General features: G+C 61.8%; 19 protein-coding genes and 1 pseudogene. 19 read left to right on the top strand and 1 reads right to left on the bottom strand.

What is annotated here, in order from left to right:
• Positions 1–350 precede the first annotated feature (350 nt).
• Together J3P79_RS15540 and J3P79_RS15535 are read left to right on the top strand one after the other, a co-directional pair.
• Positions 351–1,376, top strand: a pseudogene (locus J3P79_RS15540) (methyl-accepting chemotaxis protein); the annotation flags it as partial.
• Between the two features lie 42 nt (positions 1,377–1,418).
• Positions 1,419–2,282, top strand: a complete 864-nt coding sequence (locus J3P79_RS15535; RefSeq protein WP_434611496.1) for a methyl-accepting chemotaxis protein — start codon at positions 1,419–1,421, stop codon at positions 2,280–2,282.
• 23 nt (positions 2,283–2,305) lie between these two features.
• Here J3P79_RS15535 and J3P79_RS15530 read toward each other — a convergent pair whose 3' ends face one another.
• Positions 2,306–3,217 (bottom strand): LysR family transcriptional regulator, encoded by a 912-nt coding sequence (locus tag J3P79_RS15530; protein ID WP_045156204.1) that lies wholly within the window; start codon positions 3,215–3,217, stop codon positions 2,306–2,308.
• Between the two features lie 325 nt (positions 3,218–3,542).
• Here J3P79_RS15530 and J3P79_RS15525 point away from each other — a divergent pair, with 325 nt between their 5' ends.
• The 17 genes from J3P79_RS15525 (at position 3,543) to J3P79_RS15445 (ending at position 22,563) form a co-directional block, all read left to right on the top strand.
• Positions 3,543–4,481, top strand: coding sequence for a VOC family protein (locus J3P79_RS15525; RefSeq protein WP_039589545.1), 939 nt, complete (start codon positions 3,543–3,545; stop codon positions 4,479–4,481).
• Positions 4,482–4,496: 15 nt separating this feature from the next.
• Positions 4,497–4,859, top strand: coding sequence for a Rieske (2Fe-2S) protein (locus J3P79_RS15520; RefSeq protein ID WP_434603900.1), 363 nt, complete (start codon positions 4,497–4,499; stop codon positions 4,857–4,859).
• Positions 4,860–5,038: 179 nt separating this feature from the next.
• Positions 5,039–6,163, top strand: coding sequence for an FAD-dependent oxidoreductase (locus tag J3P79_RS15515; RefSeq protein WP_434603898.1), 1,125 nt, complete (start codon positions 5,039–5,041; stop codon positions 6,161–6,163).
• A gap of 127 nt (positions 6,164–6,290) precedes the next feature.
• Positions 6,291–7,970: a DUF1302 domain-containing protein gene (locus J3P79_RS15510; protein ID WP_186641699.1), complete on the top strand. Its 1,680-nt coding sequence runs from the start codon at positions 6,291–6,293 to the stop codon at positions 7,968–7,970.
• A 12-nt stretch (positions 7,971–7,982) separates the two neighbouring features.
• Positions 7,983–9,347, top strand: coding sequence for a DUF1329 domain-containing protein (locus J3P79_RS15505; RefSeq protein ID WP_434603895.1), 1,365 nt, complete (start codon positions 7,983–7,985; stop codon positions 9,345–9,347).
• Between the two features lie 71 nt (positions 9,348–9,418).
• Positions 9,419–10,522: a WD40/YVTN/BNR-like repeat-containing protein gene (locus J3P79_RS15500; protein WP_434603893.1), complete on the top strand. Its 1,104-nt coding sequence runs from the start codon at positions 9,419–9,421 to the stop codon at positions 10,520–10,522.
• A 4-nt stretch (positions 10,523–10,526) separates the two neighbouring features.
• Complete coding sequence (locus J3P79_RS15495) at positions 10,527–13,058, top strand: efflux RND transporter permease subunit (RefSeq protein WP_434603891.1); 2,532 nt, start codon at positions 10,527–10,529, stop codon at positions 13,056–13,058.
• A gap of 126 nt (positions 13,059–13,184) precedes the next feature.
• Positions 13,185–14,387, top strand: a complete 1,203-nt coding sequence (locus J3P79_RS15490) for an MFS transporter (protein WP_434603889.1) — start codon at positions 13,185–13,187, stop codon at positions 14,385–14,387.
• Positions 14,388–14,426: 39 nt separating this feature from the next.
• Positions 14,427–15,500 (top strand): Rieske 2Fe-2S domain-containing protein, encoded by a 1,074-nt coding sequence (locus tag J3P79_RS15485; RefSeq protein ID WP_434603887.1) that lies wholly within the window; start codon positions 14,427–14,429, stop codon positions 15,498–15,500.
• A complete protein-coding gene (locus tag J3P79_RS15480) occupies positions 15,497–16,540 on the top strand; it encodes an aromatic ring-hydroxylating dioxygenase subunit alpha (protein WP_039589564.1) in 1,044 nt (347 codons plus the stop codon). Before J3P79_RS15485 ends, J3P79_RS15480 begins: the two co-directional genes overlap by 4 nt.
• Positions 16,540–17,493, top strand: coding sequence for a PDR/VanB family oxidoreductase (locus J3P79_RS15475; RefSeq protein ID WP_434603884.1), 954 nt, complete (start codon positions 16,540–16,542; stop codon positions 17,491–17,493). The genes J3P79_RS15480 and J3P79_RS15475 overlap by 1 nt, the downstream gene beginning before the upstream one ends.
• Positions 17,494–17,556: 63 nt before the next feature.
• The gene (locus J3P79_RS15470) at positions 17,557–18,129 is read left to right on the top strand and encodes a cupin domain-containing protein (protein ID WP_434603882.1); all 573 of its coding nucleotides are present in this window, start codon (positions 17,557–17,559) and stop codon (positions 18,127–18,129) included.
• A complete protein-coding gene (locus J3P79_RS15465) occupies positions 18,126–19,118 on the top strand; it encodes a fumarylacetoacetate hydrolase family protein (protein WP_434603880.1) in 993 nt (330 codons plus the stop codon). The genes J3P79_RS15470 and J3P79_RS15465 overlap by 4 nt, the downstream gene beginning before the upstream one ends.
• A complete protein-coding gene (locus J3P79_RS15460; RefSeq protein ID WP_434603878.1) occupies positions 19,109–20,116 on the top strand; it encodes an NAD-dependent epimerase/dehydratase family protein in 1,008 nt (335 codons plus the stop codon). The genes J3P79_RS15465 and J3P79_RS15460 overlap by 10 nt, the downstream gene beginning before the upstream one ends.
• Positions 20,103–20,888, top strand: coding sequence for a cyclase family protein (locus J3P79_RS15455; protein WP_039589572.1), 786 nt, complete (start codon positions 20,103–20,105; stop codon positions 20,886–20,888). Before J3P79_RS15460 ends, J3P79_RS15455 begins: the two co-directional genes overlap by 14 nt.
• Positions 20,885–21,616, top strand: coding sequence for a FadR/GntR family transcriptional regulator (locus J3P79_RS15450; RefSeq protein ID WP_434603875.1), 732 nt, complete (start codon positions 20,885–20,887; stop codon positions 21,614–21,616). The genes J3P79_RS15455 and J3P79_RS15450 overlap by 4 nt, the downstream gene beginning before the upstream one ends.
• Positions 21,613–22,563, top strand: coding sequence for a LysR substrate-binding domain-containing protein (locus tag J3P79_RS15445; protein ID WP_434603872.1), 951 nt, complete (start codon positions 21,613–21,615; stop codon positions 22,561–22,563). The genes J3P79_RS15450 and J3P79_RS15445 overlap by 4 nt, the downstream gene beginning before the upstream one ends.
• Positions 22,564–22,638: the final 75 nt, after the last annotated feature.

Raw genomic sequence — 22,638 nt, 5'->3', positions numbered from 1 at the left:
GCTAAGGGCAGGCCCCTTGTTTGGCCAATCGCGAGTCGGGATGGGAGGTATTGCGAACGGAGATAGGGCCGTGTGCACCGTTGGTCCAAGGGGGGAGCTACGCACCGCTCAAGCCGCAACTCCGGATACCTGCCATCGTGCTTTGCGATGGCTCATAACGCAGGATGTGATTGGTGTCGTTGAGGTCCGACTCACTAGAGTTGGCGCTGAACCGCGCCGTCGGTTGGCGTTTGGGGACACACAACAACAAGAATAAGGTATCGGCAGATGAGTGAGTCCAGATCCGGCACAGCGATCAGCCTGTGCGCCAAGGGCAGGCTGTTTTTCCACGTCCGTGCGAGGGACTGGACATGCTCATATTGAATCGCGTTCTCGGAAATCTGTCGGTGGGGGCCAAGCTATTGCTGGGCTTTGGCCTGGTGCTGCTGGTGACGTTGGCGGTAGCGGCGACTGCTTTTCGTTCCCTGGGTGTGCTGCAGCAACGTGGGGAGCAGTCGCGTCAGGAGTCAGCGGTTCAGGCCCTGATCCTGCGTGCGCGTATCGACGAGAAAGCGTTCGCTTTGGATCTGGCCCCGCAGCGCCTGGAGCACGTCCGCGAGACAATTGGAAAACTGAATCAGCAACTCGATGATCACCCGATCAACAGCGCAACGCACACCACGATTCGCACAGCCGTCAGCGCTTACCTGGAGCAGTTCCTCGGCTATGCCGATTCGTTGCGTCGGGCTCGCGAAACGCGCCTGCGCATGCAGACACGGGCGCAGACGGCTGGCGACAGTTTTACTCTGCTGTTTCTCGACCAACTGGATGCGCTTAATGCTCGGTTAGGGCAGGGGACGCCGCCGAGCAGCGATCAGATGGTTTTGCTTGAGCAGACGACGGCGTTGCGGGACAAGCTCGCCAAGCTGCGTGACAGCGAGCTGTACTACTCGCTCGATGGCGAGGAGCGTTACCGCAGCGACTGGGAAATGAGCATGAGTGACCTGCTGGCCGCCATGCAGGCGCTCGATCTTGATGAGCAGGAAGGTGCGTCGCTGCAGGAGGCGAACACTGCCTTGGGCGACTACCGCAAAGCCTTCCTCGAGTTCGTCGACAGCCGTGAGCAAAGTGCGCAAAGCAGTGCGGCGATGAGTGCGCAAACCGAGCAGGTCAGCCAGCTACTGGCCCAGGCCGATGAGCAGCAAAGGCAGGCGGTCCTGGACGATAATCGCGATGCCGATCGCCAATTGGGTTTGATCACCGTTCTGGCGCTCGCCTTGGGAATTGGCGCCAGTCTGCTGATCCGTCACTTGATTGTGCAGCCGTTGCGCCAGGCTGTGCAGTTGGTCCAGCGCGTGGCGGCGGGGGACCTGAGTGATCCGCCGGCAGGCAGTGGTCGTCGTGATGAGTTGGGTCAACTGTTGGGCACCGTGGGCAACATGCTGGGCAGCCTGCGCGGTTTGGTCGGACGCATCGACCGCGGTGTCGGCTCGCTCAACGGCATGGCCGGAAGCCTGGCCGAAGTGACCCTGAGTAACAGCCGTGGTGTCGAACACCAACGCCAGGAAACCGAGCTGGCCGCCACCGCCATGCAACAGATGGCCGCCACAGCGCAGGAAGTCGCGCGCAACGCGGGTCAAGCCAGCGAAGCGGTGGCGCATGCCGACCAACAGGCGCGTGAGGGCGATGAGTTGGTGCGTCAGGCGAGTGACAAGATTGACCATTTGGCTGTGGAAATGGGCGGTTGCGCTGAAGCCATGCGGTCGCTATTGGTGGAGAGCGCGGCGATTGGAGGTGTGCTCGATGTGATCAAAGCGGTGGCGGAGCAGACCAACCTGCTGGCGCTCAATGCCGCCATCGAGGCCGCGCGGGCGGGCGAGCAGGGACGTGGCTTCGCCGTGGTCGCCGATGAGGTGCGTGGCCTGGCACGGCGTACCCAGCGATCAACCACGGAAATCGAAGGGTTGATCGTTCGTCTGAGCGCTGTAGCCCAACACGCCGCCGAGCGTTTGCTAGGCAGCCATGTGCTGAGCGATGAAACGGTGGTGCTTGCGGCGCAAGCCTCCCAGGCGCTGGCGCGGATCACCCGAGCGGTGTCCAGCATCGAGCAGATGAACCAACAGATCGCCGCGGCCGCCGAACAGCAGAGCGTGGTGGCCGAGCAAGTTAGCCAGAGCATGGCGCGGGTGCGCGAAGTGGCCGAGGGCAGTGCCAGGGAAAGCCTGCAACTGCAAGGCTCGACGGCCGACTTGCAACGGGTTGGCGGCGAGCTCAAAGCGGCCGTCGGGCACTTTCGAACCTGACTCGCCTTTGGCTAGCGCAGTAACTACTGCTCCAGTTCGTTGATGATCTGGCTGATTTTCGCCCGCAGCCAACGGTGCATCGGATCCCCCTCCATGGTCCGATGCCAGAGCATGAACTCACGCATCACCGGGATTTTCACCGGTGGTTGTACGATGCGCAGCGGCAGGTAGTTGGCGTAGAGCCTGGCCATGCGCTGGAGCATGGTGGCGACGCGTTGGGTGCCGACGATCAGCTGCGGCAGAGTATTGAAATCATGGGTCACCACTTCCATGCGGCGGGTGAAACCATACTGGCTCATCAACCATTCTTCGACGCTCAGTTGCCGGTTGCGGCCAAAAATCACCGAGACATGGCCCATCTCGATGTACTGATCGAGGCTGATGCTGTCGCCTACCAAAGTGTTGCCGTCCCACACGACGCAAACGTGCTCTTCTTCAAACAGTAGCTGCGAGGGGTGGCCTTCGATCAGATAGTGCTCAGGCACGATCATCATGTCGGCCTCACCGCGCATCAGCATTTCGGTGGACGTGTCGCCGGGGCCGAGCAGTTCGAAGGTGATGTGCGGGGCTTCCAGGGAGATTTTCTGGATCACCCGGGCAAACAGGACGCTGATCAGATAGTCCGAGGTGATCAGGCGAAAATGACGCTTGCTGGTGGCGGGGTCGAACACCGGTTTGGCGGTGATCGAGGACTGGATCGTCAGCAGCACCTGGCGCACTGGCGCCGCCAGTTCGCGGGCATAAGGCGTGGGCTGCATCTTGCGTCCGACCTGCGCCAGCAGCTCATCTTCGAAGTAGAGGCGCAGCCTGCCCAGTACGCCACTGGTGGCGGATTGTGTCATGTGCAGGCGTTCGGCGGCGCGGGTGATGTTCTGCTCTTCCAGCAATACATCCAGCGCCACCAGGAGGTTGAGATCCAAGTGGTTAAAACGCATGGCGGTCTCGATTTTTTTATTTATTTTGTAAATACCTTCCGACCTTCCTATCGCGGCGTCAAGTGCCATAAATGGGCGAATCGAGCGGTTCGTGTTCGATTTCCCAGCCATTTGCGCTTTGCAGCCAAGTATCGCGTTTGCCGATAGGTCGCATCCTGACAAGCGATTAGTCAGTGAGTTTTTACCCCTTCACTATCAACTCGCAGTCGGTTGGCCGTGACGCTTTATCGACTCCAAGACCCGCCTCGGCAGCGTACCGCCTGGCACTGCTCCCGTAAGCGGGGTGCTGGCCTGCGCTGAATAATTACAATGGAGTGGTAACTCAATGAACATCATTGGCCTTGACGCCCTTATTTTCGGTGTCGACGACATTCAAGCCTGTACTCATTGCCTGCGTGACTACGGCCTGCTGCCTGTCGATGTCGACAGCGAGGGCGGTCGTTTTGAAGCCCTCGACGGCACCGCCGTAATTATCCGTCGGGCAGACGATGCCAGTCTGCCCGCGGCCATCGGGCCTGCGCCCTCGATTCGTGAAACCGTCTATGGCGTGGCAAGCATGGCTGATCTTGAGGCCATCGCCGATGAACTGGGGCGCGACCGCCCGGTGACCCGCGGTGCCGATGGCTCCGTGCACAGCGTGGACGATATGGGCTTTGCCATTGGTTTCCAGATCAGTGTGCGGCGTGCGTACAGCGCACCAGCCGATCTGACCAATGCGCCGGGCCATGCGCCTCAACGCCCGGTCAACCAACCTGGCATCAATCCCGACATGCAGGCCTTGCCGCGGACCCTGTCCCACGTAGTGTATTTCGTGCCGGATGCAGCCAAGGCCGAAGTTTTCTACAAGCGCCTGGGCTTCGTGACCACTGACACCTTTGTCGGTGCGGGCCCGTTCATGCGACCGGCCGGTTCCGATGACCATCATTGCCTGTTCATGATCCAGACGCCGCCGCACATGAAGGGCTGCGAGCACTTCACCTTTCACATGGGCAGCGGCACGGAAGTACTGCTGGCCGGTCGTCGCTTCGAAGAGCAAGGCTGGACCAGCTTCTGGGGGCCGGGCCGTCACCTCTTCGGCTCCAACTGGTTCTGGTACTTCAACAGCCCGTTGGGTTGCCACATTGAATACGACGCCGACATGGATAAGCACGATGACGCCTGGCAAGCGCGCCAAGCGCCGTTGTCGGCGGACAACTCGCAGTTGTTCCTGTTCACCTCCCGGGAAAAATGGTTTCCGAGCGGCCCGCCGCCCAAGCAGGCCTGAATGCGGATTTCGTCCATGAGCCACGACGCAATTGTTCTCTGTCGACTGGATGAATTGGTCGAAGGGCAGGCCCGCGGGTTCGATCCTCTGGGTACGGGCAAGGACAGCGTGTTTGCCCTGCGCCATGACGCAGAGGTGCGCGTCTATCGCAACAGTTGCCCACACTTGTCGGTGCGCCTGGAGTATCGCAAGGACCGTTTTCTCAGCGTCGATGGCCGCCAGATTGTCTGTTATGCGCATGGTGCGCGGTTCCTTCCTGACACGGGGCTGTGCGTGTACGGCCCGTGCCTGGGGGAAAGCCTGAGTGCGCTGCGATGGCATGCAGAAGCCGATTGGCTGGTGCTCGAAGCGGGTCAGTTGGAGGTGTGTGGACCTTAATTAAGGTATCGCGGTAGCTGATACATCGTATCCCTACATGCGATTAGTCAAACGCCTGCTTTGCCGAGAAAGTGGGGCACAAAGCGGTACCGAATGCGTGCAAACACAGCGGGTTCTGAAGCCTGGGATCGCTCCGGCAGAACGCTTGCGTGAATAACAAGAATAAGAGTGAGACGAGCATGAACGCAGTGAAAAAGGTGCTTATCGTCGGTGGTGGTATCGGTGGCCTGTGTGCCGCAATCGCTTTGCGTCGCAGAGGCATTGTCGTCGATCTTGTCGAGCTCAAGACGCAGTGGACCGTCTACGGTGTTGGCATCATCCAGCAGAGTAACGTCGTCCGTGAGATGGCCAAGTTGGGTGTGTTGGATGGCTACCTGGATGCTGCCTACGCGTTCGAGGATGTGACCATCAATACCACCGCCGGTGAACAGCTGGCGCGGATCCCTGGTCAGCGCCTGGCCGGCCGCGACTACCCAGCCAATGTTGGCATCTCGCGCCTGGCCCTGCATCAAGTTCTCAGCGAAACCACTATTGCCCTAGGGGCCTCGATTCGTCTGGGCCTGAGCGTCGAAACGCTGGAGCAGATGGGCGAGGGCGTTGAGGTGCTGTTCACCGATGGCAGTCGCGGCCATTTCGATCTAGTCGTGGGCGCCGATGGCCTGTACTCCCACTTGCGCGGCTTGCTATTCCGCGAGCAGTACCTGCCGCGCTTCACCGGCCAAGCGGTGTGGCGCTATACCTTTCCACGCGCCGCCGGGATCGATCATCTGGCTACCTTCCAGGGGCCCGCCGGCAATGCCGGACTGGTGCCGCTGGGGCAGGATCAGATGTACCTGTTCATGACCTCCCACGAGCCCGCCAATCCAAGGCTAGAGCCTGCCACGCTGGCGGCCCAGATGCGCCAGCGCCTGAGTGGTTTCACAGGGCTGATCGGCGAGCTGCGCGAGCAAATTACTGACAGCGAACGGGTGGTCTACAAGCCGCTGGAGGTGGTGTTCGTCAGCGAACCCTGGTACCGCGGCCGTGTCGTGCTGATTGGCGATGCAGTGCACGCCACGACGCCGCACTTGGGCCAGGGCGCCGGCATGGCCATCGAAGATGCCGTCGTGCTTGGCGAGGAGTTGGCCGGCGGCGGCAGCGTCGAACAGCAGCTCGAACGCTTTATGGCGCGCCGTTATGAACGCTGCAAATTCATCAGCGAAAGCTCGGTGCTGGCCGGTGACAAGGAAATGGCCCACGACAGCAGCTTCGACCGGATCGGCCTGGTCAGGCGGATGCTTGAGCTCACGGCAGAGCCTATCTGAGACGCCGACAAAACCAAATTCGCTTCCCATGGATGTTTCATGCCTGTGCAGGCTTGGCCCGGTTGGACTGCGGGCGCGGTTTCACCAGAAGAGCTGACATACAACAACAATAAAGAGGGTTACTTCGATGGCTACTCGCAAGTTCGCTGCGTCGCGGCGCGTCCCCTTCACCCTGACCCTTGCGGCCAGCCTGGGGCTTGGCGCTTCGGCAGCCCAGGCGTTTCAGATCGACACCGGCAATCCCGATCTCAGCTTGCGCTGGGACAACACGCTGAAGTACAGCGCGGCCTGGCGCCTGAAGGAGCCCAGCAGCAAGCTCAGCGAAGGGCAAACGGCGTTGAACCAGAACGACGGTGATCACAACTTCGGGAAGGGGTTGATCTCCAATCGCCTGGATATTCTTTCCGAACTGGACATCGGCTTTCACAACTTCGGTGCCCGTGTGAGCGGTGCCGCTTGGTACGACACCGTCTACCAGGACCGCAACGACAATAACGACGCGGCCAGTGCCAACCAGCGTTCGGTGGGCTTCGACGAGTTCACCAGCGATACCCGTCAACTGCACGGGGGTGACGGTGAACTGCTGGACGCCTTCGTCTACTGGAATGGTGAGCTGGCCGACCGTGCCTTATCAGTTCGCGCGGGGCGTCATGGTCTGATCTGGGGTGAGAGCCTGTTCTTTGGCGGCAACGGCATTGCCGGTGCCATGGCGCCAGTGGACGTGGTCAAGGCGCAATCGGTACCCAACACCCAATTCAAGGAAATCACCCGGCCGGTCAATCAACTCTCGACCGCCTACCAACTGACCGATGACCTGTCATTGGGCGCTTTCTACCAGTTGGAGTGGGAAGAGACACGCTTGCCTGGCGCCGGCAGCTACTTCTCCACCAGCGATACCATCGGCGACGGCAATGAAAGGCTGATCACCGGCGGGCCATTCCCGGATTTCCTGGGCGGGAATGCCAATAGCCCGGCGGCGTTTTTCCATGGCAAGGACAAGAAAGCCAGGAGTTCCGGCCAGGGCGGCCTGCAACTCAAGTACAACACCGGGACGACGGATTACGGCCTGTATGCGCTGCAGTACCACGAGAAAACCCCAACGCTGTATTTGAAACCGAATGCCACCGGGCCGAATTTCAGTACCGGGCAAGTCGGCGAATATTCCTGGGTCTACCCGGAAGATATCCGTGTCCTGGGCGCCAGTTTCGCCACCTCCGTAGACGAGTACAGCTTTGCCGGCGAGGCGTCGATGCGCTGGAACATGCCGTTAGTGTCCAACGCCCAGACCGTCCTGCCGGGCGTCGACGCGGACAACAACGATGACGCCCTGTACGCCGTCGGCCGTACGGCCCACGTCAACCTCAACGTCCTGGCATCGCTGGGCCCTTCCTTTGTCGCCAATGAAGCCAGCCTGGTCGGGGAGATTGCCTGGAACCGCTTGCTGGCCGTGACCAAGAACCGCGCTGCCCTGGACCCTAACGCCACCGATGACGGCTTGGGCTTGAAGTTGGTGTACACGCCCACCTATCGCCAGTTCTTCCCTGGCGTGGATATCAGTGTGCCGGTGGGCATCAGCTATTTCCCCATGGGCAAGTCGGCGGTGATCAGCGGGTTCGGCCCCGATAGAGGAGGGGACATGAACATCGGCGTATCCGCCACCTATCTGGACCAAGTGACCGTGGGGCTGACCTACACCCATTTTTACGGTCCCGAGGACACCAGCCTCAACGCCGCCAACCAATTCAATTACAAGCAGTCGTTGAAGGACCGGGACTACCTGGCTTTCTCCGTCAAGACCACGTTCTAAGAGGATTTGCGCATGACCATTCAGTTCACTCTAAAGGCCTTGTGCTTAACTTTGCTGGCCGCCGCCGCGCCGATGGTCCTGGCCGCCAGCGCCGAACAAGCGGCCCAGCTGGGCAAGACCCTGACGCCCTTCGGTGCCGAGAAAGCCGGCAATGCCGATGGCAGCATCCCGGCCTGGGATGGCGGCTACACCAAGGTCGATCCGGCTTATGTTCCGGGCGGCAAACGTGGCGATCCGTTTGCCGCTGACAAACCCTTGTACAGCATCACTGCCCAGAACCTGGCCAAGTACGCCGACAAGCTCAGCGACGGCACCAAGGAACTGTTCAAGCGTTTCCCGGACACCTATCGCATCGACGTCTATCCGACCCGGCGCACGGCGGCCGCGCCGCAGTGGGTCTATGACAACACGTTCAAGAATGCGACCCGCGCCAAACTGGTCGACAGCAGCGCCGGCCTGATCCCCGACGGTGCCTACGGCGGGATCCCGTTTCCGATTCCACAGAACGGCACCGAAGCGATCTGGAACCATTTGCTGAACTGGCGCGGCACCTCGGTGGCGGGGCATTTCCGCCACTATCTGATGACTGCCGACGGCAACCAGGTGATGACCAGCGACGGCCTGTTGACCCAGGAAATGCCCTACTACTTCCAGGAGGGCGGCCCTGAAAATTACTCGGGCGACTACTGGCTGGTGCACTTCGTCAATCTTGGCCCGGCGATTCGTGCCGGCGAGCAGATCCTTGGGCGTGAAAACATCAACGGCGACAAATCCCAGGCTCATGTCTACCTGAGCGGCCAGCGCCGGGTGCGCACGCTGCCCAACGCTTGCTGTGATACGCCGACGCCTTCCACCGCCGGGGTCATGTCCTTCGATGAGCTGAGCGTGTGGGGCGGGCGCACGGACCGCTTCGACTGGAAGCTGGTTGGCAAGCAGGAGATCTATGTCCCCTACAACACCAACAAGGTGCAGAACGCTGCCCAGCCGCAGGACCTGTTGGGCAAGCACCATCTGAACCCCGATTACGTGCGCTGGGAGTTGCACCGCGTCTGGGTGGTCGAGTCGACGGTGGCCGCCGGCAAGCGCCATCAGTTGCCCAAGGGCCGCTACTACCTCGACGAGGACACTTGGCAAGCCCTGCTCGCCGATCGCTGGGACGCCAGCGGTCAACTGGCCAAGACCCTCTGGTCGCTGCCTTCCGTGCTGCCCGACCTGCCAGGCCTGGTGCAACTGTCCTCCGGTTTCTACGACCTGACCTCCGGTGCGTGGTTTATCCAGAATCTCTATGCGGGGTTGCCGGACCAGTATCGCGCGGTTGATCGCTACAAGGCCTCGGAGTTCTCGCCGGCGGCAATGGCTGGGCGCGGCGTGCGTTAGACCTGAGCCGAGAGTGAAGGGCAGGCCTGTCGGGCTGCCCTTGGGATACGAGTGTTTGTCCGAGGTAGGTTATGAACAGAATCAGTCAGGCGAGCGCGTTGCTCCTGGCCCTGAATTTGCCCTTCGCCACGAGTGAGTGCCTGGCCGGCACGGCTGTCGTGGACGTGCCGCTGAATACCCCTGCCATGCAGGTACCGGCTGCGCAGAACGGCGTTTTGATCGGCCTGGCGCGTGCAGGTACACGTCTCGTTGCGGTGGGCGAGCGCGGCCTGGTGCTACTCTCCGACGACAACGGGCAAAGCTGGCGCCAGGCTTCGGTGCCAGTGTCGGTGAGCCTGACGGCGGTGCAATTTGTCGATGCGCGACAGGGCTGGGCGGTCGGCCACACAGGCGTGGTGCTGACGACGCGTGATGGCGGCGAGCACTGGACGCTGCAGCTCGACGGCGTGCGCGTGGCACGGCTCGAACTGGATGCCGCCAAGGCTGAGCAGGCCACGGCAGCCAACCCGGACGACGCCCTGGTACGGGTACAAAATGCCGAGCGTCTTGTTGCCGATGGGGCGGACAAACCGTTCCTGGCGCTCCAGTTCATCGATGCGCATCGTGGGGTGATTGTTGGGGCCTACGGCTTGGCGCTGCAGACCACCGATGGCGGTGCGACCTGGCAGTCATTGATGGGGAGCATCGCCAACCCGAGCGGCTTGCACTTGTACGCCATCAGTGTTCAGGGACCGCGTTGGTTCCTGGCGGGTGAGCAGGGCTACCTGGCGCGCTCGGACGACGACGCGATGTCGTTCAGCCAGTTGGACAGCCCTTACGAAGGCAGTTTCTTCACGCTGCAGAGTCGTGCCGACGGCGCGCTGGTGGTCGCCGGCCTGAAGGGCAATGCCTTTATCTCCCAGGACGCTGGTGCAAGTTTCCAGCGCCTGTCAGTTCCCGTACCCATCTCCTTCAACGATTCCATCCGCCTGGCCGACGGCCAACTGCTGCTGGTCAACCAGGGCGGCATGCTGTTTCGCAACAGCGAGCAGACCGGAGCAGCGCTGCTGCCACTGGGCAAACCCTTGGGCAAGCCTGTTTCAAGTGTGATCGAGGCCGCCGATGGCAGCCTGATCGTTGCCGGTTTCACCGGGCTGCAGCGTCTCGCGCAGCCAGCCACTGCCGCTTCGGAGTGAGGTTATGACGTCCCCTGGTAAGTTTTTCCAGTCCCCAACGAATGCGCTCGATGACTTTGATCCGCGTTCCGGCTCGGTGCTCGAACGAGCATTGTTCAACCATCGTCTGTGGGTGTTGCTGCTGTGCCTTGCGACCACGCTGGTGCTGGGTTGGCAGTCCAGCCGTGTCGAGCTCAATGCCAGTTTCGAAAAAATGATTCCCACCCATCACCCCTATATCGCCAACTACCTTGAGCACCAGAAGGAGTTGAGCGGGCTGGGTAACGCGGTGCGCATCGCCGTGGTCAACAAGCGGGGCGAGATCTATGACGCTGACTACCTCAAGACCTTGCAGGCATTGAGCGACAAGATCTACCTGCTGCCCGGTGTCGATCGCGCCTACATGAAGTCGTTATGGACGCCCGCCACACGCTGGGTCGCGGTGACCGAAGCGGGCCTGGAAGGCGGGCCGGTCATCCCGGACAACTATGACGGTGGTTCCGCCAGCCTGACGGCCTTGCGGCGCAATGTGCAGCTTTCCAACGAAATCGGCCAACTGGTGGCGTTCGACCAGGCATCGAGCATCATCCAAGTACCGCTGCTGCAGCGGACTCCCGATGGTCAACCATTGGACTACACCCGGCTGTCGCAACAGTTGGAGTCGTTGCGCAGCCAATACCAGAGCGACAGCATCGACATCCGCATCACCGGTTTCGCCAAGAAAGTCGGCGACCTCATCGCCGGCCTGCGGCAGATCCTGATCTTCTTCGCCGTGGCGATCCTGATCACCACGGTGGTGCTTTATTGGTACACCCGCTGCATTCGCAGCACCTTGCTGGTGGTGTTCTGCTCGTTGGTGGCGGTGGTCTGGCAGCTCGGTTTGCTGCCGCTACTGGATTATCAACTGGATCCCTACTCAGTGCTGGTGCCGTTCCTGGTGTTTGCCATTGGCATGAGCCATGGCGCACAGAAGATGAACGGCATCATGCAGGATATCGGGCGCGGCATGCACCGGGTCGTCGCCGCGCGCTTTACCTTCCGCCGTCTGTTCCTTGCCGGTCTTACCGCGCTGCTGTGTGATGCGGTGGGTTTCGCGGTGCTGATGATCATCAAGATCCAGGTGATCCAGGACCTGGCGATGATCGCCAGTATCGGCGTAGCCGTGCTGATCTTCACCAATCTGATCCTGCTACCTATATTGCTTTCCTATGTCGGGGTCAGCGGCCGCGCGGCGCAACTGAGCCTGAAAAGCGAGCACGCTGAACAAGCGGGTCAGCATCGCCACGGGTTTTGGCGTTTCCTCGACCTGTTCACCCAGCGCCGCTGGGCAGCGTTGTGCATCGCCCTGAGCGTGGCGTTGGCGATGCTCGGCTTCGTGGTCAGCCTGCAATTGAAAGTCGGTGACTTGGATGCGGGCGCGCCTGAGCTGCGGGCCGACTCGCGCTACAACCAGGATGATGCATTTCTGACCCGGCATTACGGCGCCAGCAGCGATCTGTTCGCGGTCATGATCAAGACCCCCGCCAGCGCCTGTTCGCGCTATGACATCCTGAACAAGGTCGATGCCCTCGACTGGCAATTGCGCACCTTGCCGGGTGTCGACTCGACCAATTCCCTGGCGCTGCTCAACCGTCGGATGCTGGTGGGCCTCAGCGAAGGCAGCCCGAAGTGGTACGAGCTGCAGAACAACCAGGCGATGCTCAACATGGTCACCGCCGGCGCGCCGCGTGGGTTGTACAACGAAGACTGCAGCCTGCTGACCCTGTACGCCTACCTTTCCGACCACAAGGCGCAAACCCTCAGCGGCCTGGTGGATCACGTCGAACAATTTGCCGCCGCGAACAATACCGACGACGTCCAATTCCTCCTGGCTGCCGGTAATGCCGGGATCGAGGCCGCAACCAATATCGTAGTCAAGCAGGCCAATCGGGAAATGCTGTTCTGGGTCTACGGTGCGGTGATCCTGCTCTGCCTGATCACCTTCCGCTCCTGGCGCGCCACGGTGTGCGCGGTGATTCCGCTGATGCTCACCTCGATCCTCTGTGAAGCGCTGATGGTCTGGCTGAATATCGGCGTCAAGGTCGCGACCCTGCCGGTGATCGCCCTCGGCGTGGGCATCGGCGTCGACTATGCGCTGTACGTGATGAGCATCCTGCTCGGCCATATGCGTCAGGGCACCAGCCTGTCGGAGTCGTATTACCGAGCGCTGCTGTCCACCGGCAAGGTGGTGATGCTGACCGGTGTGACCCTGGCGATCGGCGTGGCCACCTGGATGTTTTCGCCGATCAAGTTCCAGGCCGACATGGGCGTGCTGCTGGCGTTCATGTTCGTCTGGAATATGGTCGGCGCGCTGGTTTTGTTACCGGCCCTGGCGCACTTCCTGTTGCCGAGCAAGCGTGTAAGCGCGGGACCGGCCGAGGCCGAACCCAGCCATCCGACCAGCTTGGCGCTGACGCCTGCCTTAATCGAAGAGGGGGCCTGCGTGAAACATTCGCTGCGCCTGGCTCCGGGGCACGATCAGACGGCAACGGTGGCCGCTCATCCCGTCGCGTCATAACAACAAGAAAGGACTTTCCCATGTCTCGTGTGCATCTGTTCCAGCAGTCTCTATGGCTTGATCTCATCGCCGGCCTGAGCGCCTTCGGTATGGCATTTTGCGCGGCGCAACCTGCGGAGGTGCGTGATGAACGTTGAACGCCAGGCGAGGTTGCCGCAGTCCTTGTTGCTGTTGCTCGGCAGTTGCTTGCCGGTCCTGGGGGCCGTGCTGCTGGCCCCCGTCCTGCCACGCATGCAGCAACACTTCGCCGACACCCCGGGCGTCGCGGTGCTGGTTCCCATCGCCCTGACGCTACCGGCGCTAATGATTGCCCTGTTCGCACCCTTCGCCGGAATCATCGCCGACCGACTCGGGCGCAAGCCGTTGCTGATCGGTGCGATGTGCCTCTACACCATCTGTGGCGTGCTGCCGCTCTGGCTGGATTCGTTGCAGGCGATCGTAGTCAGCCGCGCCGGCATCGGCCTGGCCGAGGCAGCGATCATGACCTGCTGCACCACGATGATGGGCGACTACTACAGCGGCGCGCGGCGCGAACGCATGTTCGCCCTGCAAATGGTGGCGACCTCCTTGTCGGCGGCGATTTTCATTGCCGTCGGGGGCGTGCTCGGCGAACACGGCTGGCGTACACCGTTTGCTTTGTATGGGTTGGGGCTGGTGTTGCTGCCGCTGATGGCTTGGTTGCTGTGGGAGCCGCGTGGGCATGCGGTCATCGAGAAGAAGGCGATAAGCAGGGCATTTCCCTGGCGCACCTTGGCGCCGTTGTATGTCCTGGCATTCCTGGCGGGCTTGAGCCTGTTCATCGTGCCGGTACAAGTCGGTTATCTGCTCAACCTGCTGCATGTCGAAGGGTCGCAGCAGATCGGCTTGACCATGGGCGCCAATCAGCTCGGTGTATTGATTGGCGCGTTGAGTTTCCGTCTGTTCAGTGGCGTGCCGGCACACCGGCAGATGCTCCTGGCTTTCGTCGCCGCAGGCATGGGCGGCGGGTTGTTGGCGGTGGCCGACAGCCATGGCTGGGTGGTGGTCGCCGTACTGATCAACGGCCTGGGTATTGGCCTGATGATGCCGACCCTGCTCACCTGGATCATGGCCCAAGTCGATTTCCAGCAGCGCGGCCGCGCCGCCGGCGGCTTCACGGCGATGTTCTTCGCCGGTGAGTTCGCCAGCCCGCTGGTGGTGCTGGCGATCACCGGTGGGTTGAGCAGCGCCTTGCCCGCCGCGTTGGGAATCGTTGCGGGTGTTCAGTTTGTGGTGGCCGTGGCCTGTATGCGGTTGCGCGGCAACGGGTCGGCTTTTCCCGCTGCGGCAGCCGCAGAGCTTGATCGCTGATCTCACGTCTCAAGAAAACAAGAACAAGAGGAGAGCAACATGAATTATTTGCTCAACACCTGGTACATCGCCGGGTGGGCGGACGAGCTGGCGCCAGGGTCGATGCTTGGCAGGACCATCGTCGAACAACCCATGGTCTTCTTTCGCGACAGCCAGGGGCGGATCCAAGCGCTGGCTGATCGTTGCCCGCACCGTTTTGCCCCGCTGCACATGGGAAAGATTGTCGGGGACAGCGTTCAGTGCCCGTACCACGGCTTGCGTTTCGATGGCAGCGGCCAATGTACGCACAATCCCCATGGCGAAGGAAACATCCCCAAGGCCGCCTGTGTTAGCGGCTTCGCGGTGGTTGAGCGCCACGGGGCTATCTGGGTCTGGCCAGGCGATCGTCACCTGGCCAGCGGCACCTTGATTCCTGATTTCTCTTTCCTCGACCAGGCGCCAACCCACGCCAAGGGACATGGGTATCTGCCGACGCGCGCGCACTACGAACTGCTGTCCGACAACATCATGGACCTGAGCCACGTTGATTTCCTGCACCCGGACACGCTCGGTGGCGGAGCCTTGTCACGCACGCGCGCCGACATCGAGGAATTGCCCAACGATCGCGTGCGCATCAGTTGGTGGGCGCCGGACGATGTGCCGCCGCCGGCGTTCGGCGCTCACCTTGAAGACCCGACCCGGGCAGACGTCTGGGCTGAAGTCATCTGGCACGCACCCGGTCTGATGTTGCTGGGCAGTGGCGCCACGCCTCCAGGGCGCCCCAGGGAAGAGGGACCCGTGACCTGGAACCTGCATCTGATGACGCCGCAGGACGCGGCCAACACCCATTATTTCTTCGCCAACACGCGCAGTTTCGAGCAGGACAATGCGCAGTTGAATGCCTTCGTCCAGGACATGTTGATCGGTATTTTTGCCGGTGAGGACAAACCCATGGTCGAGGCTCAACAGCGCCAGATTGGCGAGGTTGAACTGCTTGGTCTTAACCCTGTGTTGCTACCCGTCGATGCAGGGGCCGTGCGCTGTCGACGTGTCCTGCGTCGGCTGATTGAAACCGAGCGTGCGACGACGCACGCCAGCCCGTCATCAAGCTTTGAAAAAGAGGAATCGCGATGAGCTTTCTACGCAACACCTGGTACGCAGCCGCCTGGGGCACCGAGGTCAAGGCCGGGGAGCTGTTCCAACGAACCCTGCTCAATGAACCCGTGGTGTTTTTCCGCGATACCCAAGGTAGTGCCCAAGCCATTTCCGATCGCTGCCCTCACCGTTTCGCGCCCCTGGGCATGGGAATCCTCAAAGGCGATGCGGTGCGTTGTCCGTACCACGGCCTGGAATTCGATGGCAGTGGCGCCTGTGTGCATAACCCCCACGGCGATGGTGCAATTCCCAAGGCGGCAAAGGTCAAGGCCTACCCGCTGGTCGAACGCTACAGCCTGCTGTGGATCTGGATGGGTGATCCACACTTGGCCGATGCGACGCTGATTCCGGATTTCAATTGCATGGATGAAGACCATTGGTATGTCGGCAAACGCTACCTGCACGCGAAAGCCAACTACGTGCTGGAAACCGACAACATCATGGACCTGAGTCATATCGAGTTCTTGCATCCGTCTACGTTGGGTGGCGATGGCGTCAAGGGTGCATTGACCAGCGTGCAAGAGGAGGGCAACACCGTTTGGTCCAATCGCCAGACGGTTGCGGAAATCATGCCGGAATTCCTCTACACCGCCTGGAACATTCCTCAGGGCACACCAGTGGACCGTTGGATCGATGTGCGTTGGGATGCGCCTGCGAACATGTTGCTGTTTTCCGGCGCAGTGGCGACCGGTCTCCCCAGGGATAAGGGCGTTTCCACACCGATTCCGCACCTCTTCACCCCGGAGACCGAGACCACGACTCACTATTGGTTCTCAGTCTGTTTTCCCAAGGCAATGGGCGAATTCGCCGAGCGATTCGCTGACGAACAAGCGGCCGCGATCAACCGGCCCTTTACCGATGAAGACTTGCCAATGCTCGAGGCCCAGCAGCGCATGATGGGCGATGCTTCGTTCTGGGACTTGAAACCGGTCCTGCTGATCGGTGATGCAGGCGCCATCCGCGCGCGGCGTGTACTCGATCGGATGATTGCTGCCGAGCAGCCTGCGGGTGCCAAGTGATGATTGAAGTCGTTGTCACCCGCAAGCGTCGCGAAGCCGAAGGCATCTACAGTATCGAACTGGCCTCGGTCGACGATTCCATGCTGCCTGCCTTCAGCGCCGGCTCGCATATCGACGTGTATCTGCCCAATGGCCTGGTGCGCCAGTACTCGCTGTGCAATCACCCCGAAGAACGCCACCGCTACCTGTTGGGCGTGTTACTCGACCCGGCGTCTCGCGGCGGCTCGCAGGCCATGCACGAACAAGTTCACGAAGGCAGCCGGCTGCGGATCAGCGAGCCACGAAACCTGTTCCCTCTGGAGCATAGGGCAGGGTACAGCGTGCTGTTCGCGGGCGGCATCGGCATCACGCCGATCCTCTGCATGGCCGAGCGCCTGGCGCGGATCGGCGCGCCTTTCGAGCTGCACTATTGCGGTCGCTCGGCCGGGCGCATGGCCTTTATCGAGTACATCCGCCGTTCGACATTTGCCGCTTGCGTCCAGGTTCATGTGGACGATGGCGAGGCGGTCCAGCGTCTCGACGCCGCTCGGGTTCTATCCGGGCCAGCCGCCGACCGTCACCTGTATGTCTGTGGCCCCAACGGTTTCATGGAGCACGTGTTGGGCACGGCGCGCGCGCAGGGCTGGGCCGAGGCGCAACTGCACCGCGAGTACTTTACCGCCGCCGCTGCGCCGGTCAGCGAGGCGGGCGGTTTCGAGGTGCAACTGGCTAGCACCGGACAGTGTTTCCAAGTCCCGGCCACGCTCAGCGTCGCCCAGGTGCTGCTGGAGGCCGGCATCGACATCCCGTTGTCTTGCGAACAGGGCATCTGTGGCACCTGCCTCACGCGCGTACTGGAAGGCGAGCCGGACCATCGTGACATGTTCTTGACCGATGCCGAGCGGGCCCGCAACGACCAGTTCACGCCTTGCTGCTCGCGCGCGAAGAGCGCGCGGCTGGTGCTGGATCTTTAAGGTTTTTACACAGATTCATCGTTACCCGCTGGCGCGTTTCGCCAACTGATTGAGGACTCGAACATGCAACAGCTTCCTGGTTTCAAACGCGTGGTCACCGGGCACGATGCCCAGGGCTTGGCGGTGGTCGCGCTCAGCGGACCAACGCCCAACAGCTTTCCGCTCAAGGCCGTGCCCGGCACGGTTTTCCATGAGATTTGGAACAGCGGCGCGAGCCCGGCCATGCTGGATAACGGCGACGACCCCACCAACAAGCCGCTTCAACTGAGCCCCGCACCATTGGGCAGTGTCATCCGCGTGGTGGATATTCCGCCCGACAGCGTGCAGAACCAGGTCAGCGCCGAGGATGCTGCGGCGGCATTCGCCGAAATTGGCCAGGCCCATGCCGGCACAGGGCAGGCGGACTCCAAGCACAAGCTGATGCATCGTACCGAAACGCTGGATTACGGCGTGGTCACCGAGGGCGAGGTCTGGCTGGTGCTTGATGGCGAGGAGGTGCATCTCAAACGCGGTGACATCGTCGTGCAGCGCGGCACCAACCACGCCTGGAGTAATCGCACCGAGCAGATGGCGCGCATGCTGTTTGTGCTGCTCGATGGTCGCTTCGCCCCCGAGCTGCAAGGAGAACTGGCATGAAGCTCAGCACCCTCAAAGATCACAACCGTGACGGTCGCCTACTGTTGGTGTCGCGCGACCTGGCCTGGGCGGTGGAGGCCAGCGATATCGCCGCGACGCTGCAGGAGGCTATCGAGCATTGGCCGAGCGTTGAAGCCGCTTTGCGCGCTCGCTATGACGCCCTGAACCAAGGCTCGCTGACCGGTGCCTTCACCTTTGATCCGCAACAAGCCGCCGCACCCTTGCCACGTGCCTGGCAGTGGCTGGACGCCTCGTCTTTTCTCAGTCATGGCGAGCGGATGCAGAAGGCTTTTGGGCTGGATCCGATCGAAGGTGTCGAGCACACGCCGCTGATGTACCAGGGCTGCGGCGATGACTTCCTCGGTGCTCGCGATGACATCGCGTTGCCCAGTGAAACCCATGGCATCGACTTCGAAGGTGAATTCGCCGTGGTGGTCGATGAGGTTCCCATGGGTTGCTCGGCGCAAGAGGCCGCCGGCCATATCCGGCTCATTGTGCAAGTCAACGACGTCAGCTTGCGCGCACTTGCCCCCCGAGAGATGAAGACGGGCTTTGGGTTTATCCAGGCCAAATCCTCGTCAAGTTTTGCCCCGGTGGCAATCACCCCCGACGAGTTGGGTGAGGCCTGGCGCGACGGGCGTGTGCACTTGCCGTTGAAGGTTGAATGGAACGGCCAGTGGTTCGGTCATGCCCAGGGCGGTGCCATGCATTTCGGCTTTCATCAGTTGATCGCCCATGCAGCACTGACCCGGCGCCTCAGGGCCGGCTGCGTGATCGGTTCCGGCACGGTTTCCAATACTGACCCCACTGTGGGCGCTGCCTGCATTGCCGAACGTCGTGCCGTTGAGATGATCGAGCACGGCGCGCCACGGACGTCCTTCATGCGCTTTGGCGACCGCGTGCGCATGGAGGTCCTCGATCTGCAAGGTCAGTCGGTGTTCGGGGCGATAGACCAGTGCATCGTGCGCGGAGGCTTCCCATGCGCGTGATGATTACCGGGGCCAATGGTTTTGTTGGCCGGGCGCTGGTGAAACGATTGCTCGAAACCAATGCGTTACAAGGCCGGTCGATCAGCGCGTTGATCCTGCTGGATAAAGAGTTGGTGGGGTTCGCTGAGGACAAGCGCCTGCGCCGGCATTGCGGCAGTGTCACCGACGCCGCGTTATTGCGCCGAGCGCTGGCCGATGGCATCGATGTGGTCTTCCACTTGGTCAGCATCCCGGGTGGCGCGGCCGAGCAGCATTATTCACTGGGTTATCAGGTCAACCTGCTGGCAAGCCTGGAATTGCTCGACCAACTGCGCGAACAGCCGGGTCGGCCGGTACTGGTGTACGCCAGCAGCGTGGCGGTATACGGCGGCGATCTGCCGGCCCGCATGGATGAGCGCGCCGCGCCGCGCCCTCAGTTGAGCTACGGTACGCACAAGACGATGGTGGAAATGGCACTCAACGACCTTGCCCGACGGGGCGAGGTGGACGGTCGTGCCGTGCGCCTGCCCGGCATCGTCGCCCGTCCACGTGAACCCAATGGGCTGCGTTCGGCGTTCATGAGCGATCTGCTGCATGCCTTCGCCCAAGGCGAGCCGTATTGCTGCCCGGTTTCACCGCAGGCGCAGGCGTGGTGGATGTCCGTGCGGTGTTGCGTGGATAACCTGTTACGGGCCGCCGAACTGCCCGCCGTTGAGCTCGGCGAGTCACGTGTCTGGCAATTACCGCTGTTGCACTTGTCCATTGCCCAGGTCATCGATGCCCTGGCCGCCGCTTACGGCCAGGAACGCCGGGGGCTGATCAGCTTCGCACCGGACGCTGGACTGCAAGCGTTGTTCGGCAACTTCCCCGCAATGAAAACCCCTCTGGCCCGTGCCCTTGGCTTTCGCCATGACGGCTCGGCTGCCGCCTTGATACGAAACAGTTTGAAAGCTGCTGCCCCGACGCGTCGTGCGCGTGGGCGGGTGGGGCTTGGAGTGAGCGAAAATGCAATCAACTAAACGCCGCCTCGTGGACCTGTCCGTCACCCTGGACAACAATCCCTACACCGATCCGCCGCCATTGCTGCCGAAAATCGACTACATGGACCATCAGCAAGGCTGGCCGGAAATGGCCGCGATGTTTCCTGGCCTGTCCAAGGCGCAACTGCCTGGCGATGAGTCCTGGGCGGCTGAGCGCCTGCAGATCACCACGCACAGCGGTACGCACATGGATGCCCCTTGGCACTATGCCTCGACCACGGACGGCGGCAAGCCGGCTTTCGGCATCGATGAGCTGCCGCTGGATTGGTGCTTGCAACCGGGCGTGAAGCTGGACTTTCGTCATTTACCGGATGGCCATGTGGTCAACGCCGCCCAAGTGCAAGCCGAGCTGGAACGTATTGGCCATGTTCTACGGCCGCTGGACATTGTCCTGGTCAACACCCGTGCCGGCGCGCTGTTCGGCCAGCCAGGGTATCTGGACGCCGGGGTCGGCATCGGCCGTGAGGCCACGTTGTACTTGCTGGAACGCGGCGTGCGCGTGGTGGGCACCGATGCCTGGAGCTGGGACGCGCCGTTCAAGTACACCCGCGAACGCTTCGCCGCCACGGGCGACGCCTCGATCATCTGGGAAGGGCACAAGGCCGGACGCGACATCGGTTACGGCCAGATGGAGAAACTGGCCAATCTGGAATGTCTACCGGCCCATGGTTTCCAGGTGTCCTGCTTTCCCTACAAGATCAGGCACGCTTCGGCCGGCTTCGTCCGCGCCGTCGCGATTTTCGAGGAATGAGCGCGCCAGCGGCCGGTGGAAAAAAGCGTGGCAGCCTGTCCCAGGGGCTTGAGGCGCTGCTGTCGGAGCACATTATCGAGGGACGGCTGCGTGGCGGTGAACAGTTGCCCACCGAGTCAGCCCTCATGCTGGCGCATGACGTCAGCAGGACCGTGGTGCGCGAGGCCATGTCGCGTCTACAGGCCGCTGGTATGGTTGAGACACGCCACGGCATCGGCACGTTTGTGCGCGGTAGCACCCTGTCGCTAGGGGCCTTCATCGACCCGGCTACCCTCGGCATCATCACTGACTCGCTGACGATCATGGAGTTTCGGATCGGTCTTGAGGTGGAAGCCGCCGGGCTCGCCGCCCAGCGACGTAGCCCGGATCAGTTGGCGGGGTTGCGGGTGCTGCTCGATCAGCTCGGCCTGCCTGCAGTCAGCGTCAATGATCGGGCCGCGCTGGATTTCCAGTTCCATTTGGGCATTGCCCAGGCGACCGGCAATCACTACATCGCCGACACGCTGCTCAACCTGGGGGAGGTCATCATCCCCCGCAGCCGACTGGATTCCGCGCGGCTGTTTCACGATGAACCGCAGCACTACGAACAGCGCATGCAAAGCGAGCACGAACAGATTTACCAGGCGATCTTCAATCAGGACGCTGAGTGTGCGCGTGCCGCGATGCGCCTGCACCTTCAGGACAGTCGCGAGTACCTGGACCAGGCCCGCCTAGAGTTGATGACATGACGGATAACCAGAGCTACTCGGTGCCGGACACGGCCACGCAGCCGCCTGCCACGGCGCTCAACATCATCGATCCTCGCTGGACCTTGTTCGTCCGTGTCGTGGCGGCTGGCAGTCTCAGCAAAGCAGCCGTGCTGCTGGACATGCCGCAGTCCATGGTGAGTCGCAATATTGCCCTGCTCGAATCGCAATGTGGCGAACGCCTGTTCCATCGCACCGGGCGCGGGGTGGTGCTGACCGAATTTGGCGAGCAGTTGCTGCCCTGTATATCGGATCTTCTGGCGAACGCTGAAAGCCTTGCCGATGACATTCGCAACCTGCGTGGAAAGCCGGTGGGGGAGGTGGTCGTGGGCATGTTGCCTTCCGCGGTGCGCCGGTTTGCGGGGACGCTCTTTTCTGCAGTGCGCGCGCAGATGCCCGGGGTGAGATTGCACCTGATCGAGGGCGCGAGCGTTCAACTCGAAGAGCAGTTGCACGATGGTCGTCTGGATATGGCGCTGGTGCTGCGGGAGAGCGAGGCGAGCATCGGCCAAGCTCATCTGTTGGCCAGGCTACCGCTGCACCTGGTAGGACCCGTCGCCGATCCTCTGCTCGGAAATCGAGATATTGCGCTTGAAAATCTATCGGGGTTGCCATTGGTCGTGCCTGGGCGGCCGCATCTGCTGAGGGCCAGGCTCGATCATTTGGCTGCGGAGCAAGGCGTGGAACTGTGCGTGGCCGTGGAAGCCGACTCGGTCCAGCTCCAGTACGAAGTCGTCGCGGCAGGCGGAGGCTATGCGATTGCCTCTGTGCTGCCGGGCTCGCTGGATCAACGACTGGTTTCATCGCGCATTATCGAGCCCGTGTTGGAGCGCTTTGTCGTGCTGGTCGAATCGCCCCGGCGCCCCTTGACCCGTGCTTCCCGTGAAGTGCGACGGCTGATCTGCAATCTGTCCATGCCATCGATTTAAGCGATAGCTGCTTTGCATCCCCAGCAGTATTCGGTGGGGGGCGCGCCTCGTAGGGTGTCAGTCAACCAACGACTG

This window comes from Pseudomonas sp. R1-7, assembly GCF_051132105.1.
GTDB lineage: Bacteria > Pseudomonadota > Gammaproteobacteria > Pseudomonadales > Pseudomonadaceae > Aquipseudomonas.
Note: the sequence above shows the minus strand (reverse complement) of the source record. Positions and strands in the feature narration are given on the sequence as shown.

What these genes read in the sequence shown, in the direction of transcription:
- J3P79_RS15495 (WP_434603891.1), top strand. Translation starts at nt 10,527, where the DNA reads ATGACGTCCCCTGGTAAGTTTTTCCAGTCCCCAACGAATGCGCTCGAT.
- J3P79_RS15465 (WP_434603880.1), top strand. Translation starts at nt 18,126, where the DNA reads ATGAAGCTCAGCACCCTCAAAGATCACAACCGTGACGGTCGCCTACTG.
- J3P79_RS15460 (WP_434603878.1), top strand. Translation starts at nt 19,109, where the DNA reads ATGCGCGTGATGATTACCGGGGCCAATGGTTTTGTTGGCCGGGCGCTG.
- J3P79_RS15520 (WP_434603900.1), top strand. Translation starts at nt 4,497, where the DNA reads ATGAGCCACGACGCAATTGTTCTCTGTCGACTGGATGAATTGGTCGAA.
- J3P79_RS15510 (WP_186641699.1), top strand. Translation starts at nt 6,291, where the DNA reads ATGGCTACTCGCAAGTTCGCTGCGTCGCGGCGCGTCCCCTTCACCCTG.
- J3P79_RS15470 (WP_434603882.1), top strand. Translation starts at nt 17,557, where the DNA reads ATGCAACAGCTTCCTGGTTTCAAACGCGTGGTCACCGGGCACGATGCC.
- J3P79_RS15480 (WP_039589564.1), top strand. Translation starts at nt 15,497, where the DNA reads ATGAGCTTTCTACGCAACACCTGGTACGCAGCCGCCTGGGGCACCGAG.
- J3P79_RS15490 (WP_434603889.1), top strand. Translation starts at nt 13,185, where the DNA reads ATGAACGTTGAACGCCAGGCGAGGTTGCCGCAGTCCTTGTTGCTGTTG.
- J3P79_RS15450 (WP_434603875.1), top strand. Translation starts at nt 20,885, where the DNA reads ATGAGCGCGCCAGCGGCCGGTGGAAAAAAGCGTGGCAGCCTGTCCCAG.
- J3P79_RS15535 (WP_434611496.1), top strand. Translation starts at nt 1,419, where the DNA reads ATGCTGGGCAGCCTGCGCGGTTTGGTCGGACGCATCGACCGCGGTGTC.
- J3P79_RS15525 (WP_039589545.1), top strand. Translation starts at nt 3,543, where the DNA reads ATGAACATCATTGGCCTTGACGCCCTTATTTTCGGTGTCGACGACATT.
- J3P79_RS15515 (WP_434603898.1), top strand. Translation starts at nt 5,039, where the DNA reads ATGAACGCAGTGAAAAAGGTGCTTATCGTCGGTGGTGGTATCGGTGGC.
- J3P79_RS15485 (WP_434603887.1), top strand. Translation starts at nt 14,427, where the DNA reads ATGAATTATTTGCTCAACACCTGGTACATCGCCGGGTGGGCGGACGAG.
- J3P79_RS15475 (WP_434603884.1), top strand. Translation starts at nt 16,540, where the DNA reads ATGATTGAAGTCGTTGTCACCCGCAAGCGTCGCGAAGCCGAAGGCATC.
- J3P79_RS15445 (WP_434603872.1), top strand. Translation starts at nt 21,613, where the DNA reads ATGACGGATAACCAGAGCTACTCGGTGCCGGACACGGCCACGCAGCCG.
- J3P79_RS15500 (WP_434603893.1), top strand. Translation starts at nt 9,419, where the DNA reads ATGAACAGAATCAGTCAGGCGAGCGCGTTGCTCCTGGCCCTGAATTTG.
- J3P79_RS15455 (WP_039589572.1), top strand. Translation starts at nt 20,103, where the DNA reads ATGCAATCAACTAAACGCCGCCTCGTGGACCTGTCCGTCACCCTGGAC.
- J3P79_RS15505 (WP_434603895.1), top strand. Translation starts at nt 7,983, where the DNA reads ATGACCATTCAGTTCACTCTAAAGGCCTTGTGCTTAACTTTGCTGGCC.
- J3P79_RS15530 (WP_045156204.1), bottom strand. Translation starts at nt 3,217, where the DNA reads ATGCGTTTTAACCACTTGGATCTCAACCTCCTGGTGGCGCTGGATGTA.